20 protein-coding genes are annotated in these 17,269 nt (G+C 47.2%); 2 read left to right on the forward strand and 18 right to left on the reverse strand.

Annotated elements, in window-relative coordinates:
- Positions 1 to 11: 11 nt before the first annotated feature.
- Entirely contained in the window at positions 12 to 1,325 is a 1,314-nt protein-coding gene (locus tag ACFFLE_RS02485; protein ID WP_380569582.1) for a DEAD/DEAH box helicase, read from the reverse strand.
- Between the two features lie 139 nt (positions 1,326 to 1,464).
- On the opposite strand from ACFFLE_RS02485, the gene ACFFLE_RS02490 reads away from it, so the two are divergent.
- Positions 1,465 to 2,427: a 4-hydroxy-3-methylbut-2-enyl diphosphate reductase gene (locus tag ACFFLE_RS02490; protein WP_380569583.1), complete on the forward strand. Its 963-nt coding sequence runs from the start codon at positions 1,465 to 1,467 to the stop codon at positions 2,425 to 2,427.
- 29 nt (positions 2,428 to 2,456) lie between these two features.
- Here ACFFLE_RS02490 and ACFFLE_RS02495 read toward each other — a convergent pair whose 3' ends face one another.
- The 7 genes from ACFFLE_RS02495 to ccpN all read right to left on the reverse strand — a co-directional run bounded on the left by ACFFLE_RS02495 (position 2,457) and on the right by ccpN (position 9,116).
- Positions 2,457 to 3,533, reverse strand: coding sequence for a Nif3-like dinuclear metal center hexameric protein (locus ACFFLE_RS02495; protein ID WP_380569584.1), 1,077 nt, complete (start codon positions 3,531 to 3,533; stop codon positions 2,457 to 2,459).
- The gene (locus tag ACFFLE_RS02500; protein ID WP_380569585.1) at positions 3,530 to 4,204 is read right to left on the reverse strand and encodes a tRNA (adenine(22)-N(1))-methyltransferase; all 675 of its coding nucleotides are present in this window, start codon (positions 4,202 to 4,204) and stop codon (positions 3,530 to 3,532) included. Before ACFFLE_RS02500 ends, ACFFLE_RS02495 begins: the two co-directional genes overlap by 4 nt.
- Before the next feature lie 57 nt (positions 4,205 to 4,261).
- Positions 4,262 to 4,660, reverse strand: coding sequence for a c-type cytochrome (locus ACFFLE_RS02505; protein ID WP_380569586.1), 399 nt, complete (start codon positions 4,658 to 4,660; stop codon positions 4,262 to 4,264).
- Between the two features lie 112 nt (positions 4,661 to 4,772).
- A complete protein-coding gene (gene rpoD / locus ACFFLE_RS02510; RefSeq protein WP_344702133.1) occupies positions 4,773 to 5,882 on the reverse strand; it encodes an RNA polymerase sigma factor RpoD in 1,110 nt (369 codons plus the stop codon).
- A 28-nt stretch (positions 5,883 to 5,910) separates the two neighbouring features.
- Positions 5,911 to 7,656 carry a DNA primase gene (dnaG, locus tag ACFFLE_RS02515; RefSeq protein ID WP_380569587.1) on the reverse strand — a complete coding sequence of 582 codons (1,746 nt, stop codon included), beginning with the start codon at positions 7,654 to 7,656 and terminating at the stop codon, positions 5,911 to 5,913.
- 5 nt (positions 7,657 to 7,661) lie between these two features.
- Positions 7,662 to 8,486: a pyruvate, water dikinase regulatory protein gene (locus tag ACFFLE_RS02520; RefSeq protein WP_380569588.1), complete on the reverse strand. Its 825-nt coding sequence runs from the start codon at positions 8,484 to 8,486 to the stop codon at positions 7,662 to 7,664.
- A 12-nt stretch (positions 8,487 to 8,498) separates the two neighbouring features.
- Positions 8,499 to 9,116: a transcriptional regulator CcpN gene (ccpN, locus tag ACFFLE_RS02525; protein ID WP_380569589.1), complete on the reverse strand. Its 618-nt coding sequence runs from the start codon at positions 9,114 to 9,116 to the stop codon at positions 8,499 to 8,501.
- A 301-nt stretch (positions 9,117 to 9,417) separates the two neighbouring features.
- On the opposite strand from ccpN, the gene ACFFLE_RS02530 reads away from it, so the two are divergent.
- Positions 9,418 to 10,794 (forward strand): glycine--tRNA ligase, encoded by a 1,377-nt coding sequence (locus ACFFLE_RS02530; RefSeq protein ID WP_344702124.1) that lies wholly within the window; start codon positions 9,418 to 9,420, stop codon positions 10,792 to 10,794.
- A gap of 101 nt (positions 10,795 to 10,895) precedes the next feature.
- On the opposite strand, the gene nadX is transcribed toward ACFFLE_RS02530, so the two are convergent.
- The 10 genes from nadX to ACFFLE_RS02580 all read right to left on the reverse strand — a co-directional run bounded on the left by nadX (position 10,896) and on the right by ACFFLE_RS02580 (position 17,266).
- Positions 10,896 to 11,672 (reverse strand): aspartate dehydrogenase, encoded by a 777-nt coding sequence (gene nadX / locus ACFFLE_RS02535; protein ID WP_380569590.1) that lies wholly within the window; start codon positions 11,670 to 11,672, stop codon positions 10,896 to 10,898.
- A 191-nt stretch (positions 11,673 to 11,863) separates the two neighbouring features.
- Positions 11,864 to 12,607: a DNA repair protein RecO gene (gene recO, locus ACFFLE_RS02540; RefSeq protein WP_380569591.1), complete on the reverse strand. Its 744-nt coding sequence runs from the start codon at positions 12,605 to 12,607 to the stop codon at positions 11,864 to 11,866.
- 6 nt (positions 12,608 to 12,613) lie between these two features.
- Positions 12,614 to 13,519, reverse strand: coding sequence for a GTPase Era (era, locus tag ACFFLE_RS02545; RefSeq protein WP_344702118.1), 906 nt, complete (start codon positions 13,517 to 13,519; stop codon positions 12,614 to 12,616).
- Positions 13,516 to 13,926: a cytidine deaminase gene (cdd, locus tag ACFFLE_RS02550; protein WP_380569592.1), complete on the reverse strand. Its 411-nt coding sequence runs from the start codon at positions 13,924 to 13,926 to the stop codon at positions 13,516 to 13,518. Before cdd ends, era begins: the two co-directional genes overlap by 4 nt.
- 16 nt (positions 13,927 to 13,942) lie before the next feature.
- Entirely contained in the window at positions 13,943 to 14,287 is a 345-nt protein-coding gene (locus tag ACFFLE_RS02555; RefSeq protein ID WP_380569593.1) for a diacylglycerol kinase family protein, read from the reverse strand.
- A 1-nt stretch (position 14,288) separates the two neighbouring features.
- Positions 14,289 to 14,753 carry an rRNA maturation RNase YbeY gene (gene ybeY / locus ACFFLE_RS02560; RefSeq protein ID WP_380569594.1) on the reverse strand — a complete coding sequence of 155 codons (465 nt, stop codon included), beginning with the start codon at positions 14,751 to 14,753 and terminating at the stop codon, positions 14,289 to 14,291.
- A gap of 5 nt (positions 14,754 to 14,758) precedes the next feature.
- Complete coding sequence (locus ACFFLE_RS02565; RefSeq protein WP_380569595.1) at positions 14,759 to 15,703, reverse strand: PhoH family protein; 945 nt, start codon at positions 15,701 to 15,703, stop codon at positions 14,759 to 14,761.
- 215 nt (positions 15,704 to 15,918) lie between these two features.
- Positions 15,919 to 16,266 carry a carboxymuconolactone decarboxylase family protein gene (locus ACFFLE_RS02570; protein WP_380569596.1) on the reverse strand — a complete coding sequence of 116 codons (348 nt, stop codon included), beginning with the start codon at positions 16,264 to 16,266 and terminating at the stop codon, positions 15,919 to 15,921.
- 51 nt (positions 16,267 to 16,317) lie between these two features.
- Positions 16,318 to 16,719 carry a cytidine deaminase family protein gene (locus ACFFLE_RS02575; RefSeq protein WP_380569597.1) on the reverse strand — a complete coding sequence of 134 codons (402 nt, stop codon included), beginning with the start codon at positions 16,717 to 16,719 and terminating at the stop codon, positions 16,318 to 16,320.
- Positions 16,720 to 16,936: 217 nt separating this feature from the next.
- Entirely contained in the window at positions 16,937 to 17,266 is a 330-nt protein-coding gene (locus ACFFLE_RS02580) for a TIGR04104 family putative zinc finger protein (protein WP_380569598.1), read from the reverse strand.
- Between the last annotated feature and the right edge of the window lie 3 nt (positions 17,267 to 17,269).

The following is a 17,269-nucleotide window of genomic DNA, read 5'->3' on the forward strand; positions in this document are numbered from 1 at the left end:
ACCTTTCTAATCTATCTTTTTTTCTTATTGCGTTTGGCATGTTTCATGCGCTCTTCCCTTTTCAGCGCATCAAGTTCGGACTTCATCTTCTTTTTATAGCCTGGTTTGACTTTCTTACGTTTCCTGACTTTATTTACGAGCTGATTTTCGAGATGGGACTCGCGCCTTTTACGTCTGGCACGCTCTGTTCTGGATTTGATTTCGGTCAGTTCACCATTTTTGATGTCTTCATGCACAAATGCATAGCCTTTGGACTCGAGTAGGTTGATGAGATGCTCATCCTCCGGTGTGTAGATGGTGATTCCAGTACCTGTATAGTTGCCACGTCCCACACGTCCAATGCGATGCGTAAAGAATTCTATATCTTTTGGAATATCGTAGTTGATGACGTGGGAGGCACCATCTATATCAAGGCCCCTGGCAGCCAAATCACTCGCCACAATCCATTCATATTCAAGACTCCGTATTTTCCTGATTTCTTTCGTCCGTTCACGAGGCTTTAGGCCACCGTGGAACAAACCGACATTCACCCCGTTGCTGTTTAGGTAACCAAACAGTTCATCTGCACGTTCTTTGGAATTCGCAAAGATGAGACCAATGTAGGGCGTGATGTTTTCGGTGAGCTCCAACACTTTCTTGGCTTTATCATCCCCTTTGACAGGCACAAGGCTGTAGTGGATGGAAGCCTTATTCCTCGGCTGGTCTATGACAATCACTTCTGTGTCGCCAATATATTTTCTGAGGAAATTCCTTAATGCCTCGGGTATTGTTGCGGAGAATACGAGGAACTGGGACTTTTCATCGACTGTAGAAGAAATGCTGTCTATCTGTTCCAGGAAACCGAGATCGATCATCAAGTCCGCTTCATCTATGACGAGGCGCATCACATGACGCAAGTTCAACCCCCCGTTATCCCGCAGGTCCTTGACTCTTGTCGGAGTACCGATTACGATATGGGGCGCGTGAGTTGCTTTTTGTGTGTCCCGTTCTATGTCTGTCCCGCCTATAAACGCCTTGGCGGTAATTTCCGGATAGCTTTCCAATATGCCGAGTGTCATTTGATGGAGCTGTTTCGCCAGCTCTCTGGTCGGTGCCAGGATCACAGCTTGTGTGCGGGGACTTTCGAGGTTGATTTCATGTATGATCGGTAGCAGGAAGGCATGGGATTTCCCACTTCCCGTTTCGGACTGGACAACCACATTGTCCTTTTTCAGCACTTTCGGGATAACGCGTTCCTGCACCAGTGTCGGGTGCGTGAAATTTATACGATCGATTGCATCCAGCATCTTGTCGCTGAAATTGAATCTTTTGAATGCATTACTCATTGCTTCACCTGATTTCTTAAATAAACTCAACATTTATTATAACTGAAACATTTCCCTTAATCTACACCATTCATACTACGTGTTGATTTCAAATTCAGTTGGTTTCAGTTATAATGCCTGTAAGGGAGGAATAAACTTCATGGATATAATTAAAATAAGCCCGCGTGGCTACTGTTACGGTGTTGTGGATGCAATGGTGATCGCCAAGAATGCTTCCATGGACAAGACTCTGCCTCGCCCGATATATATACTGGGAATGATAGTGCACAATAAACACGTGACGGATGCGTTTGAAGAAGAAGGTATCGTCACATTGGACGGTGCCAACCGTCTGGAAATTCTGGAGGGCATAGATGAAGGCACTGTAATATTTACAGCACATGGTGTCTCGCCTCAGGTCAAGGCACGGGCCAAGGAAAAAGGGCTGACGTGCATTGATGCAACATGCCCAGACGTCGAAGTCACCCACCAACTCATCCGGGAACGCACTGCTGATGGTTATGACGTTGTCTACATCGGTAAGAAAAATCACCCTGAACCGGAGGGGGCCATCGGCGTCGCGCCGGATAACGTACATCTCGTGGAAACAATAGAAGATGTCAAAACATTGCCGGAATCCCTCAAGGACAAGAAGCTCATCGTGACCAATCAGACTACGATGAGCACGTGGGACGTCAGTCATCTGATGGATCAGCTCAAGCTTCAGTTCCCGCACATCGAGGTGCATAAGGAGATATGCATGGCGACCCAGGTCCGTCAGGAGGCAGTTGCCGAGCAGGCACAGGAGGCTGATCTGCTCATAGTCGTCGGGGACCCGAAAAGTAACAACTCGAACAGATTGGCCCAGGTTTCCAAAGAAATCGCCCATACTAATGCCTACCGCATCAGTTCACTTGATGAATTGAAGAATGAGTGGCTTGAAAATATAGATAGCGTGGCAGTCACTGCAGGCGCCTCGACGCCAACTCCAATCGTTAAAGAAGTGATCGACTACATCAAAGAATATGATAAGGCGAATGCAACAGCACCGCAATCCACGGTGCCGACTTCCAAAATACTGCCTAAGATCAAAAAAGCAAAACCAGTAAAAATTATGGACTAAAAAACGGGGCATACGATGTGCCCCGTTTTTTAGTCTGCAAAAGGATTGGTGGATACTTCAGTGGCTTGCACTTCAACTGTCATGCGGTCTTCTATCAGTGCCTTTAGCCCTTCGGCCATAACGCTTTCCATATAGTGGCCGCCATCTATTATGTTGCGGCCGGCAAGCTTTGCATCATAGGCTTCGTGATATTTGACATCTCCAGTCACAAGAACATCTATCCCCTGTCCAAAAGCTTCTTCTACATACGACATGCCTGACCCGCCGATGATCCCGACTTTGCTTATTTGATTTTGGTCGGCAGCCACCATGTTTATGATTGGAGTGCCGGTCTTCTCCTCTATCAGCGACGCCAGTTGCATAAGCGAACCGTTGAAATCGAATGAAACGCCAAGGCCTTTGTCACTCGGAAGCTTCAACGACAGCACATCATAGGCAGGTTCTTCATAAGGGTGTGACTGAAGCAGGGCCTGGATCACCTTATTCTCATCCTGCACTTCGAATATGGCCTCAATCATGTATTCTTCGACATGCTCAAGCCGACCTGATGCACCAATGTGTGGATCTGCCCCTTCGCTTGGTCTGAATTGACCTGTTATAGGATGCTCGAAGAAGCATTCGGAGTACTCTCCCTGGTTGCCTGCTCCGGCAGCGGCAAGATCTTTCTTCAGCTGTTCGGCAGACGATTTCGGTACGGTCACACGCAGTTTCTTATAGTCCCGCTCATTACTGATCAGGACTTCTGTGTCCGTGTACCCCAATTTTTCTGCAATCATATGACTGACACCATCAGGCTGATGATCCAGGTTGGTGTGCATGGCAATCAGATTGATGTCATTTCTGATCAACTGACGTACGATACGACCTATGCCCGATTCGACAACCGCGCCCATTTTGGCAAAAATCAGGGGATGGTGGGCGATGATGACATTCGCACCCTTTGAAATCGCCTCATCGACCGTCTCCTTGGCACAATCTAGTGTCGTCAGGATACCTGTCACCTCATCCTGCATGTCCCCGACAAGCAATCCTGTATTATCCCATGATTCACTTTCGGCAAATGGCGCTATCTGATCGAGTTCTTCCATGAGTTCTTTAACTTTCATTTTATAAGCACCTCTTTCAGCTGTTCCACTTTAAGTGAGACTTCCTTTATCTTCTTGGCATCATTGGAATTTTCAAGAAGGTTTTTTAATATCTTCTCTTGATGACTTAATTCCCGTTGTAATTTTTCTATAAACGCAGCTTCACGTTTTTCTAGAAGGACAGGACCAAATGTAAGTGACTGCTCATCATATTCGACTTCACCCGCTTCGGCGACTATGATCTCATAAAAATGATGGCCATCCTGGATTACGGTTTCATCTATGATTCTGTAGCCTGATCCAGCGAGCACCTTTCTGATCGGATAAGTATGGATGTTTGCCTGAAGGACCAGGCGCGGTTTATTAGCCAAGCGGTGAAGTCCCTCTTTTAATATCTCTGCAATCAGGGGGCCACCCATGCCGCAGATAGATACCGTATCCACTATCTCCCCTTCTGAAACAACTTGAAGACCAGACCCGAATCTCGCTTCAATCTGTCCTGTCATGCCTTCAGCGGCGATATTCCTCGTTGTGGATTTGAACGGCCCTTCGACCACTTCGCCACATATTGCTGATGAAACTTTCCCTTGACGGACTGCTTCTATCGGAAGGTGTGCATGGTCCGAACCGACATCAAGCAAAACCTCTCCCTCGACATACCCGAGTACTGCACCAAGACGTGCATCAAGCATCAAAATTCCTCCATTCAAAATAAAAACTTCCACACTCTGTGTGGAAGTTCCGTTTAATTATTGCTCTGAGAAGAACTTGTGGAGAGAAGACAGGTCTTCATCACCAATCTGGTCTTCGCTGAATGCTGGCATGGATCCTGGCCCTTCCCTTACTGTACCAGAAAATTCCTCTTCAGAAAGGCTTGTACCTGCTAGTGCAGGGCCCATGCCACCTGAGAAGTCCTGGCCGTGACAAGAAGCACAGTTATCCTTTGCAAAACCTTCAGCGTCAAAGTCTCCAGAAGATGCTTCGCCACCTTCTTCGCCGCCTTCACTACTTCCATTTTCTTCACTGGCCGTCTCTTCGCCTTCACCTTCGCCACCATCGCTGTTGGCGCCCTGGGAAGAAAGCAGGAAAATCAAGCCGATGCCGAGGAAAATGATAAGTATAAAAGGCACGATCGGATTACGATTCATAAAACAACCTCCCTAATGTCATTCCATATACATATTCACATATATAATTGTATATTAAATATGCGTAAAGTCAAAAGCTTTTTTCTAAAATATTACACTCTTGACAGTTTTCCTAGTCCATGAAATCTTTCAGGCGCTTGCTTCTGCTTGGATGCCTTAATTTCCTCAACGCTTTCGCCTCAATCTGTCTGATCCGCTCGCGGGTCACGCCAAACACCTTCCCGACTTCTTCCAGTGTACGTGTCCTACCGTCATCTAGGCCGAACCTCAAACGCAACACATTTTCTTCACGGTCGGTAAGTGTATCCAGTACATCTTCCAACTGTTCCTTCAACAGTTCATATGCCGCGTGGTCTGAAGGGCTCTGGGCCTCCTGGTCTTCGATGAAGTCTCCAAGATGGCTGTCGTCCTCTTCCCCAATCGGCGTTTCAAGGGAAACGGGCTCTTGTGAAATCTTCAGGATTTCCCTGACTTTTTCTGCTGGAAGATCCATTTCTTCACCAATTTCCTCAGGCAGCGGTTCGCGACCCAAGTCCTGGAGCAGCTGACGTTGTACACGGATCAGCTTGTTGATCGTTTCGACCATATGGACTGGGATACGTATCGTCCTCGCCTGGTCGGCGATGGCGCGCGTAATTGCCTGGCGGATCCACCAAGTCGCATAAGTGGAGAATTTGAATCCTTTGGAGAAGTCGAATTTTTCCACTGCTTTGATGAGCCCCATATTACCTTCCTGGATGAGGTCGAGGAAGAGCATGCCACGGCCGACATAACGCTTCGCTATACTGACCACAAGACGCAGGTTGGCTTCTGCCAGACGGCTTTTCGCAACTTCATCACCCGTTTCGATGCGTTTGGCCAGTTCAATTTCCTCCTGCGCACTGAGAAGATCCACACGTCCGATTTCTTTGAGGTACATCCGGACCGGGTCATTTATTTTGACGCCTGGCGGCGCACTCATATCATGGAGGTTGAGTTTCTCGTCGGAATCCGTTGAATCCTTCTCATTGATGAGCTGGATATCATTTTCGTTTATCTCGTCAAAGAACTCATCCATCGCATCCGCATCCAACTCGAAACTGGACAGTTTGTCAGCGATCTCCTCATGCGACAGATGGCCCTGGGTCTTCCCTTTTTCAACAAGATGATTCTTGACCTGCTCTACGGTCGTGAGCAGTTCAACTTCTTTTGTATCGGTCGTTTGTACATTTTTATCTGCCATTTAAAGCCCTCCTATTCAGACTTCACAATCATCTTTTATAGCGACTGTTCAATTCATTCAATTGCTGCACTAGTTTTACCTGAAGCTCTATATCATTGCTGTTTTCTGCTTCCTGGAGCTGCAGATAGAGAGAGCGCTTCTCTTTCTCACTATTTCTAATACCACTTAGATCTTCAATGTAATCATTGATTTCATCACCCGTGATATCGTCATGGATCAGCAGGCCATCAATTTCGAGGGCATCACTGAAATAATCGCCATCAATATACTGGCTGAATGATGATATATCAAAGGCCTCATGTTTGTCAAAGTAAGTGCACAACCCTTTAAATATACCATAATAAGAAGGACTGGTTAACACTTCCGCATCAATTGATTCCTGAAAACGTTTAAACAAGCCGACGTCCTGCATCAATGCTCTGAGAAGATATCGCTCTTTACGCTCGCGCAATGGAATCTGCCTACTTTGGATGCGGGCTGGACCATTGCTTTTTTTCGCCGGTGCGGGAATGTTCTGTCCAAGTGATTTGGCATCTATTTTATAGAGTTGACTTATGTGCTGGATGAGCCTTTCACGGATGACTTCATCTTTGACGAATTTCATATGGCCAGTGAGTGTCTTCAAGTTGGTTGAAAATGCCATGTCATTATTCATGCTCTCTTCCAACAGATGCTCCGCTTTGAAATGGATATAGTGGCGCTTTTCACTGCGCACCAGATCTTCGAAGGCCTCGCAACCTTTCTGTTCAATATATTCATCAGGGTCCATACCTTTTGGCAGCGAAATGATGAATACATCGAGACCTGCTTCCAACAACGTTTCACCCAAACTCAACTGGGCATTTTGCCCAGCCCCATCCCCATCGAACATAAGCGTCACGTTCGAGGCGAGCCGATGCAGCATCCGGATATGCTCATCGCTGAGCGCAGTACCCATCAGCCCGACTACATTCTGCACAGCCGTCATCTTGACTTTGACGATGTCCAGGTGTCCCTCCATCAAAATGACTTCATCATGACTTCTGATCGCCTTGCGCGCATCATTCAGGTTGTATAGCAACCTTCTTTTTTGGAAGATTGCTGTTTCTGGGGTGTTGAGGTATTTCGGTTCGCGTCCATCGAGGCTCCGTGCGGTATAGCCGACATTATAGCCCTGATGATTCAGGATGGGAATCATTATCCTGCTGCTGAAGCGGTCGTAGTAGGTGAATGCTTCCTCATTCCTTGAAATGAGGCCTGCCTGATAAGCCATTTCGAGGCTGAAGCCCTTTTCAGTCAATGCGTTTTTAGTGAAATCCTTCATGCTTGGCGCGATGCCGATTTTTTCCCTGCGGATGATTTCCGGCGTAAAGCCCCGGTCCTCCAGGTATTCGAGTGCGGTCTCGCCCTCTTTTGTGTGCATCAGGACATGATGATACAAGTCAGTCAGATATTCATGCATTTTGATGAACTGCATTTCATTATCGTCGACATTGCTTTCCTGCTTCTCTATTTCGATGCCGAGCGGTTTCCCAAGACGGCGGACTGCTTCAGAAAAAGCGACATTTTCGGCTTCCATAAAGAATTGGAATACATTACCGCCCTTCTTACAGCCGAAGCAGTGACATATCTGCTTATCCGGACTTACTGTAAAGGATGGGGTGTTCTCATTATGGAACGGACAGAGACCGACATAGTTCCGCCCCCGCTTCTCCAGTTTGATGTAACTGGAGACGAGATCGGTGATGTCGGTCCCCTGCTTTACTGCTTCCACTGTCTCTTCAGGTATCCTCACTTGCATCAATCCTTATATTCAAGTCTTTTTTCGACGTAATCCAAAATTTCATTCGCCGTTTCCTCAATCGCCTTGTCCGAGACATCTATTACGGGACATCCTATTTTGCCGATCACTTCATTGAAGTAATCGAGTTCTTCCTGGATGCGCTGGTCATCTGCATAATTGGCCGTATCCTTCAGGCCGAGCTGGGTAAGCCGTTCTTTTCGGATTTTATTGAGTGCGGGCGCATTTATTTTAAGGCCGACACATTTGCCAGGGTCGATATTGTAGATTTCACGGGGAGGTGTCACCTCAGGGACGAGTGGCACATTCATCACTTTATATTTTTTATGAGCCAAGTATTGAGAAAGTGGCGTCTTTGAGGTGCGTGATACGCCTATCAATACGATATCAGCCTTGTCAAGGCCACGGGCATCCTTCCCATCATCGTATTTGACTGCAAACTCGATGGCTTCTATCTTCTTGAAGTAATCTTCATCGAGGCGGTGCACCCTTCCCGGTTCGTAATATGGCTTATCCTCAGTCTCTTCTTTAAGGATATTCATAAGCGGTCCCATGACATCGACATTGGAGATGTTTTCAGCCTCAAGCTCCTTCTTCAAGTATGCCCGTATCTCCGGTGTGATGATCGTAAAGACTACGATGGCCTCTTTACTCTTGGCCAGGTCTATCACTTCATCCACATTTTCTTCTGACTCTATATAAGGGTACCTGATCAGTACCTCTTCTGATTCATCGACTTCAAATTGGGACAGACAGGCTTTGGCGACAAGTTCGGCCGTCTCCCCCACCGAATCGGATGCGATGATCACTTTGATTTTATTCATTGAAACACTTCCTTATTCCATTAGATTGACGAATGCCCGTGTTATGGTGGTCTTTGTGACGCGGCCGATGACTTTATCGACACCATCATGTTCTTCGACTACGGGCAGTGAATCAATCTGTTTTTCGATCAGTTGATTGGCTGCGTAGATCAACAGATCATTCGGATAACAGATTGTGATATTCGGCTTGCGTGTCATGATGACGCTGACGGGTACCTTTTCGATATCGTTCGACCCCATCGTCCCACGCAGAAGATCTTTTCTCGAAATTACGCCGACCAACGACTGCTCTTCATCGATTGCATATAATGTACCGACATCTTCAAGGAACATCTTGACGATCGCTTCATAGATGGAAGTATCCTGTTTGATCAGGATCGGTACGCTCTGCACCTCGCTGACAAGGATGTTGCGCACTTTCGAAGTCATTACTTCCTCGGATTCTTTACCGGTATAGAAATAGCCGACACGCGGCCTGGCATCTAAATAGCCGCTCATGGTCAGTATCGCCAGGTCGGGCCTCAAAGTCGCCCTAGTCAAGGACAGCTGTTCGGCAATTTTACTGCCGGTTATGGGCCCATGCTGCTTTACGATTTTAAGTATCTTTTCCTGTCTCTCATTAAGTTCCATGCGCTCACTCCCAACAGGATAATTATAATACATTCGGGCAAATAAAGAAATACAGGCAAATCGTTGCACAAAAGTGGATGACTGGCTATAATGATAGTGAAGCGAGTTAAGGATGGTGCGAGCTTAACACCCGAAATTGGCATATGATGATCAGAAAATATATAAAAGCGGAGTGTTTACACTAATTGGGGTGGAACCGCGGGCTTGGCTCGTCCCCGGATAACAATACTGTTATCCGGGGACGTTTATATTTTTCACCATCTTTCGCTATGACAAAAGATAAAGTAAGGAGTCGAATCAAATGGAAATGGAAACAATCGTAAATTTGGCGAAGTCCAGAGGATTTGTGTTCCCAGGCAGTGAGATTTATGGCGGTCTGGCCAACACTTGGGACTATGGACCGCTTGGCATCGAACTGAAGAACAACGTAAAGCAGGCTTGGTGGAAGAAATTCATTCAGGAATCCCCGTACAACGTCGGGCTTGATGCTGCAATCCTGATGAACCCGAAAACTTGGGAAGCTTCAGGGCACCTCAACAACTTCAACGATCCGATGATCGACTGTAAGGAATGCAATACTCGCCACCGCGCAGATAAGCTCATTGAAGACGTACTCCAAGAGGAAGACGATTCATTCGTTGCAGATGGCCTAAGCTTTGATGAAATGAAGAAAATCATCGACGACCGCGATATCAGATGCCCGAACTGTGGCGCGCACAATTATACCGATATCAGACAATTCAGCTTGATGTTCAAGACGTTCCAGGGTGTGACGGAGTCTTCGACCAACGAGATCTTCCTGAGACCTGAAACGGCACAAGGTATATTCGTCAACTACAAAAATGTCCAGCGCTCGATGCGCAAGAAATTGCCGTTTGGCATCGGACAGATCGGTAAATCATTCCGTAACGAGATTACGCCAGGTAACTTTACATTCAGGACACGTGAATTCGATCAGATGGAACTCGAATTCTTCTGTAAGCCGGGCACTGAAATGGAGTGGCAGGATTACTGGAAAAATTTCGCAACAGACTGGTTGAAAAACCTTTCTTTGAAGGAAGAGAATACAAGACTCCGCGATCACGATGAGGATGAACTCAGTCACTACTCCAACGCCACCACCGACATCGAATACAAATTTCCGTTCGGCTGGGGAGAGCTTTGGGGCATTGCAAGCCGTACGGACTTTGACCTGCGTCAGCACATGGAGCATTCGAACGAAGACTTGACCTATCATGACCAGGAGACGAATGAGAAATATATCCCTTATTGCATCGAGCCTTCCCTTGGACTCGACCGCGTCACGCTTGCGTTCCTGTGTGATGCGTACAATGAAGAGGAATTGGATAATGGCGAGAAACGCACGGTGCTCAAATTCCACCACCAGCTTGCGCCTTATAAAGCAGCAGTGTTGCCGCTATCCAAGAAGTTGAGTGGCGAGGCAATCAAAGTCTATGAGAAGCTCGCAGGCGACTTCAACATAGAATTCGATGAGTCCCAGTCAATCGGCAAAAGATATAGACGCCAAGATGAAATCGGTACACCTTACTGCATCACTTTTGATTTCGATTCACTGGAAGACCAGAAAGTGACGGTAAGGGACCGTGACACTATGGAACAGCAGCGGGTCAGCATAGACGATCTGAACGCTTTCCTTGCAGACAAAATGAAATATTAGAATAACCAACGGCCAAAATGGCAAGCCGCGCCAGCATATAAAGAAATCGCACTTGATTCCTCCAGGGGAATCAAGTGCGATTTCTTTATATCCTAGGATGATCATCCAATCCTGAAATGTCTGTTTAGGCGTTCTAGGGTACCAAGTATACTGATGGCTGCAAGGTGGCTCGTTTTCGGATTTTCGGGCAGGGCAAGATTTTCTATTTTGAATTCCGCTCTGCCGAATGTCCCCTCGATTTCAATCTGGTGAATGTTCCGGTCGACGTCCGGATCTGCGATTAATGTCACTTCCGTCTCTTCAATACCCATGCCGGCCATCCCGAGGATGACGGAGACGTTCATATTCTTCGGAAAGTGGGTGATGGCATCTGCCGCCTTGCCCTCGAACACCACCTTCTCCGACTCGACAACTTCATAGCTGAGTGAAGCGGCTGGTTTGCGTGTGGTCAACCGCACACGTTCGAGTTCGCCATGTGACTGGACATTCTGCAATAAATCCAGGCCACCGATGGCGCCGGACGGCAGATGTAGGGTGTGGTCATATTTTTTCGCGGTCTGCATGAGGTCAGCTACAAGCCCACCATCAGCCAATGCACCGACGCTGACCAGCATGGCGTCTTTGTGCTTGAGCACTTCCGGCAGGCGTGCCTTGACAGCCGCCACATCGGCCGCCTCGACTACAATATCGATGTCCGATGCCAGAAACGCTTCAAAATCGGTGTACAGCTGCACACTAAATTCATCTTCCAGATGGTTGTACTTCTCTTCATTCCTGACAAATACACTTTTGATCTTGAGGTTTTCATGCTGGTCGCCATTGATTCGCTTGAGCATTACGTTTGCGATTGCGCCAGCGCCAATGATTCCAATATCCATTATAACCCTCCTTTATTCTCTTCCTTACCTCTACCCTGCCAAGCGGTCTTCATGCATGAAATTCATATCGCCAACATGTACTGTCATCCATAATGTGCGGCCACAGCCATGAACTGATTGTAGATAAAAAGCCTGAATGGCAGAAGGTCTGTTAATCTCCCCCATTCAGGCTGCTACTGTAGGATTTTTTTCTATAATGTCTCAATGAGTTTTCGTGATTTGAAGAATACCCCAGTATATTCATCGTAAATCATTTCCACGAATTTCAGCAGCGCCTTGCCGTTCTCATCAGTAATATTGATGGACTCAACATTGTGGAGGGCGACATGCTTCATATAGCCTGCAAGATACAAGACCTGGCTTTTGACTGGGACCGAACGCACACCCGTGTCTTCGTTGAAGCAACCCGCACATATCACGCCATGATAGCTGAATGAGTAATGCGAGAAGCGTGAGCGGTCACGACTGCCGCAGATGGCACATTCATCCACATTCATCTGCCCCCCGTAGTACGGCAGCATTTTAATTGCTGCAAAAGCCGTTACTGCAGCTGGTGTACTTTTATCTTCCAGAAGGGAGGCGCTTTTGATGAGCAGCCGGTAGAAACTTTCCTGTTGCTGATCTTCTTCAAGGGCACGGATGATCAGCTCAACGATATAGGAGGCATAGGTATAGACTGAAAATGTATTGTTGATGTACTTGAAGGGCTGGACGACATCGGTTTCGTTCAGCGTGCCGATGCCTTTGAATCGGTTGTATGTGAATAGGACTTCCTTGAGCCCCTGCCTGAGTACTATAAAGGGGCTTTTTGGCTTATTGAACCCCCTTGCCATCATCGGCACTTGGGTCCCGTCTTCGGTCAATACAGTAATGATCCGGCTGGACTCACTATAGTTCGTCTGCCGGATCATGATGCCTTTTTGCTGAAAAATCATTTCTTTCTAATACTCCTCATCGCGGTATCCGAGCGAACGGATGAACTGGCTTTTGTTGCGCCAGTCCTTTTGGACTTTAACCCACAACTCAAGGAAGACTTTGCTGCCGAGCAGATTCTCGATATCATAGCGGGCAAGCTGTCCGACTTCTTTCAACATCTTACCGCCCTTGCCGATTACCATGCCCTTTTGCGAGTCGCGTTCGACATAGATTGTCGCAGTCACATGGACGGTGCCATTGTCATCTGCTTTCATCTTATCGACTTCAACGCCGATTGCATGCGGAATTTCCTGGCTGGTCAAGTGCAGAACCTTTTCACGTATAAGTTCGCTGACGATGAAGTGTTCGGGGTGGTCTGTTATCCGGTCTTCAGGATAGTACATCGGGCCTTCAGGAAGATAACTTTCGATGACCGACAACAAATGGTCGACATTGTTGCCCTGTAAGGCGGAAATCGGCACGACTTCGCTGAAGTTCAATTTATCCTTATAGACTGTAATCTGTTCCATTAATTTATCAGGGTGGACCAGGTCGATTTTATTGAGGACGAGGATGATTGGGGTGTCATTGTTTTTCAGCATGTCGATGATGTACTCATCCCCCCGACCGATTTCTTCGGCTGCGTTGATGATGAAGAGGATGACTTCCGTCTCCCTTAATGTATTACGGGCAACTTTCATCATGTGTTCACCGAGCTGGTGCTTTGGTTTATGGATCCCTGGGGTATCGATGAAGATCATCTGGCTGTCTTCGGTCGTGTGGACCCCTTGGATTTTGTTGCGCGTTGTCTGCGGCTTATCCGACATGATGGCGACTTTTTGCCCCAGTACTTTGTTCATGAAAGTCGATTTACCGACATTCGGCCGTCCGATGATGCTTATAAAACCTGATTTAAACCCTTTTTCACTCATAGATCCATATCCTTTCCTGAGAAACCAAGCGGCAGCAGTTCATCGACCGTACGCTTGATCACTTCCCCTGCCTTATTCGTCATATAGACTGGCATGTCATCATCACACAGTTCCTTCATCACCTGGCGGCATGTCCCGCAAGGGCTTGCTGGCTCATCTGCATCTGTAATGATGACGATCGCCTTGAATTTTTTGATGTTGTTGGAATACGCACTGACTAAGGCACTGCGTTCGGCGCATATCGTCGCGGGATACGCGGCATTTTCGATATTGGCACCATAAATATATTCATCATCTTGTGTAACCAGCAATGCACCTACATTAAATTTTGAATACGGCGTATAGGCACGACTTTGCGCCACTTTGACCTCTTCCAGCCACTCTTCTCTATAAATTCCATCATTCATCGCAATCTCTCCCTGTTTAGATCAAATAAGGTATGAAGACAATCAATCCGACGCTTGCAGCGTATATGCTTGAGAGCAACACACCGCCTGCTGCCATATCCTTGGCGGCACCCGCCAGAGGATGATGGGCCGGTTCAGCAAGATCCACTGCGGTCTCAAGCGCAGTATTAAAGGCTTCAGCCACCAATACAAAAAACACCGCACTGAGTATGAACAGCCATTCCACCCTGTCTATACCAATGATTGCCCCGGCCGCAATGGCAATCAAGCCGAAGCCTGTATGCAGTGCGAAATGGCTATCCTTCTCAAGTAGCTGCCGTATGCCGCTTACAGCATACTTGAAGCGGTCCAACCATTTCATATCAGCTTTCACGGGGGATGCCGAAAGCATCCAATATCCTATCTTGGGTCTCGTTCATCTCTTTTTCTTCTTCCGCTTCCATATGATCATATTTCAGCAGATGCAGAAAGCCGTGGAGGCTCAGGAACATCAACTCGCGTTTGTAGCTGTGGCCGTAATCTTCCGCTTGCTCCTTTGCACGGTCAGTACAGATGATGATGTCGCCAAGCATTCTTGGCGCATCTTCATGGATGAGGCTGTCATCCTCATCCTCCATCGCAAAACTGATGACATCCGTGACCCTGTCCTTGCCGCGGTATTCATTATTGAGCGCCCTGATTTCCTCCTGGTCGACAAACGATATGCTGATCTCAGCTGAATCGGTTTCATCGAGATGTTCGTATGCAAAGTTAAGAAGTGAATCTATTTCTTTCTTTTCTGTGTCGTCCGTGAAATTCTGTTCATCGAGAAAATCTATATTGACCATTCCGTTCACTCCTTCTCATATGCTTTGATGATTTTGGAAACGAGTGGGTGTCTGACGACGTCCGTTTCGTCCATTCTATTGACCGCAACCCCTTTGACGTCGCCTAAAATTCTGACGGCTTCAACCAATCCACTTTTAGTGGATCCAGGGAGGTCAATCTGCGTTTCATCACCTGTGACAATCATTTTGGAACCAAAGCCAAGACGGGTTAAAAACATCTTCATCTGCATTTGAGTCGTATTCTGCGCTTCATCAAGGATGACGAATGCCTCGTTGAGCGTTCTGCCGCGCATGTATGCAAGCGGCGCTACTTCTATAACCCCACGGTCTATTAGACGGTCCGTCTGTTCCACTCCAAGTACGGCATGTAGACCATCGTAGAGCGGACGCAAATATGGATCCACCTTCTCTTTGAGGTCCCCCGGCAGGAAGCCGAGGTTCTCTCCAGCCTCAACCGCCGGCCTTGTGAGCACTATGCGCTTTACATTGTTGTCACGGAGCATTTGGCAAGCAAGCACAACGGCAAGGAACGTTTTGCCTGTACCCGCTGGGCCGATACCCAATGTAAGGTCATGTCGTTTGATATTTTCAACATAGAGTCGTTGCCCCGTTGTTTTGGCACGGATGCTCTTGCCTTTTTGATCGCGTGCAATTTCTTCATTATAAAGATCAGCAAGGTATTCGATTGTCCCTTTTTGGGCCATAAGAGCGGCCGACTGGACATCCCGGAGATTAACCGCCATACCCCGCTGGATGATTTTCAATAGATTGCTCAGCACATCTTCAGCCATTCCAACATTGTTTTCTGAGCTGCCTTCGACAGTGATTTCATTGCCCAGTGTATGGATGGTGACGCCGAACTCCTCTTCCAGGAATGAGATGTGCTGATCATTTGCACCTAACAGTGCCTGCGCCTCTTCAAGGCTGTCTATATTTATGGTGTTAGACATTCATAAACCCCTTTTTGTGAAAGTTTCTCCCATTTAATTTACCACTAAGTCCCCTTGACTGCAATTGATTCACAAGCATACAAATTCGCTTAAAATACACTGATCAATCCCTATGTTGCAAATATATGGGTAATTGATATCGCGATCAGGATCGTCATCATGCGCCGAAAAAATAAACACAGACCAAGGTATATACCCTGGTCTGTTTTGTTTCATTACTCTTGATTTTCCATGGAGTCATCATAGGCCTGTAACGCTTTACCACCATATACACTGCCCGGGCCGCCGCCCATGACAATGGCGACACCTGCAATCTCAGCAATTTCATCGCGGGTCGCGCCAAGTTTGATCAATTTGTTGACGTGGGCACCGATGCAGCCTTCGCATTTGTCTGCTATGGCATAGGATAAAGCAGCGAACTCTTTAGTCTTCGTATCAAGTGCTGCGTCCTTGTAGGCTGCCTCCTGCAGATCTTTGAAGCTTTTCATCACCTCCGGCACGCTCTTCACCAGACGTTTGGTGTTCCCTTGCGCCGTTGTATTTATGTCATTGAAATTGGCCATCATTCTCCCCCTTTCGCTCAATTCCCCTCAAATTTTAGCATAGTCCACCCTTCAATTCAGGTATCGCGCATCCCAGCGTTCCGGCAATAACTGCCGGAGGGATGCACTGCGCCCGTCAGGAAGATGGATTGTGCAGTCATAATTATCTTCCCCTACCTGGTTGATCAATTCACGGCACCTACCGCAAGGGGGCATGACATCACCATTCTCGTAGACGGCGATGATGCTTGCGATATCATACTCCCCAGCCGTCACCATGGCAGACACTGCAGCATGTTCTGCACAGAAGCCGATTGATGAAGGCAGATCCATGGCCACTCCCGTATAGATATTGCCCGTGCGGGTTAAAATGGCACACGCGACATGGCCTAGTTTACCGTTGCGGGTGGTCCTTTTAGTATTGAGCCTTTCTCTAGCCGATTCGTACAAGGTGTCCCGTTCCATCTTTGTCATTCCAATCTTCTTCATATTCATGATTAATTATATCAGAATGAATAACGATAGATGAAGCTTCATTTTCTCCTAATATATATACGCGTTATTTGATTTCAGGAGAGTAACCTTCTTCTGTCCCGATCATATCAGCCCTATAATGAGCCGGAACAAATCGAAGACGGTATTTTTATGAATAAAAAAACAAGGAAGGGGGCCTTCCTTGTCTTCATTTATTTCATCTGTCTGCCATGCGGTCGTATAGACGATCTGGCCATCTTTCATCTTCGCACATCAATTCAATCGTGAACAGATGGACGGAAACTATGGCGACCAGGGCAATCGTAAACATGATTGCCATCGCCACGACGGATATATCAAAAAAAGCGGGCAGCAGCATGAGGATGGGCAGCATCAACGTGGCGGCCACACATCTTTTGGCATACTTGCTGGACAAGTACTGCCTTTCACCGCATGACGGACAGTCCATTGATGGATTGAATGCCAGATATTGTGTCATGACATGTTTAAAATTCCAGTTCTCTCCACAATTGTTACACTGTGTCAAGGT

The organism is Salinicoccus siamensis, from assembly GCF_042429615.1.
Lineage (GTDB): Bacteria > Bacillota > Bacilli > Staphylococcales > Salinicoccaceae > Salinicoccus > Salinicoccus siamensis.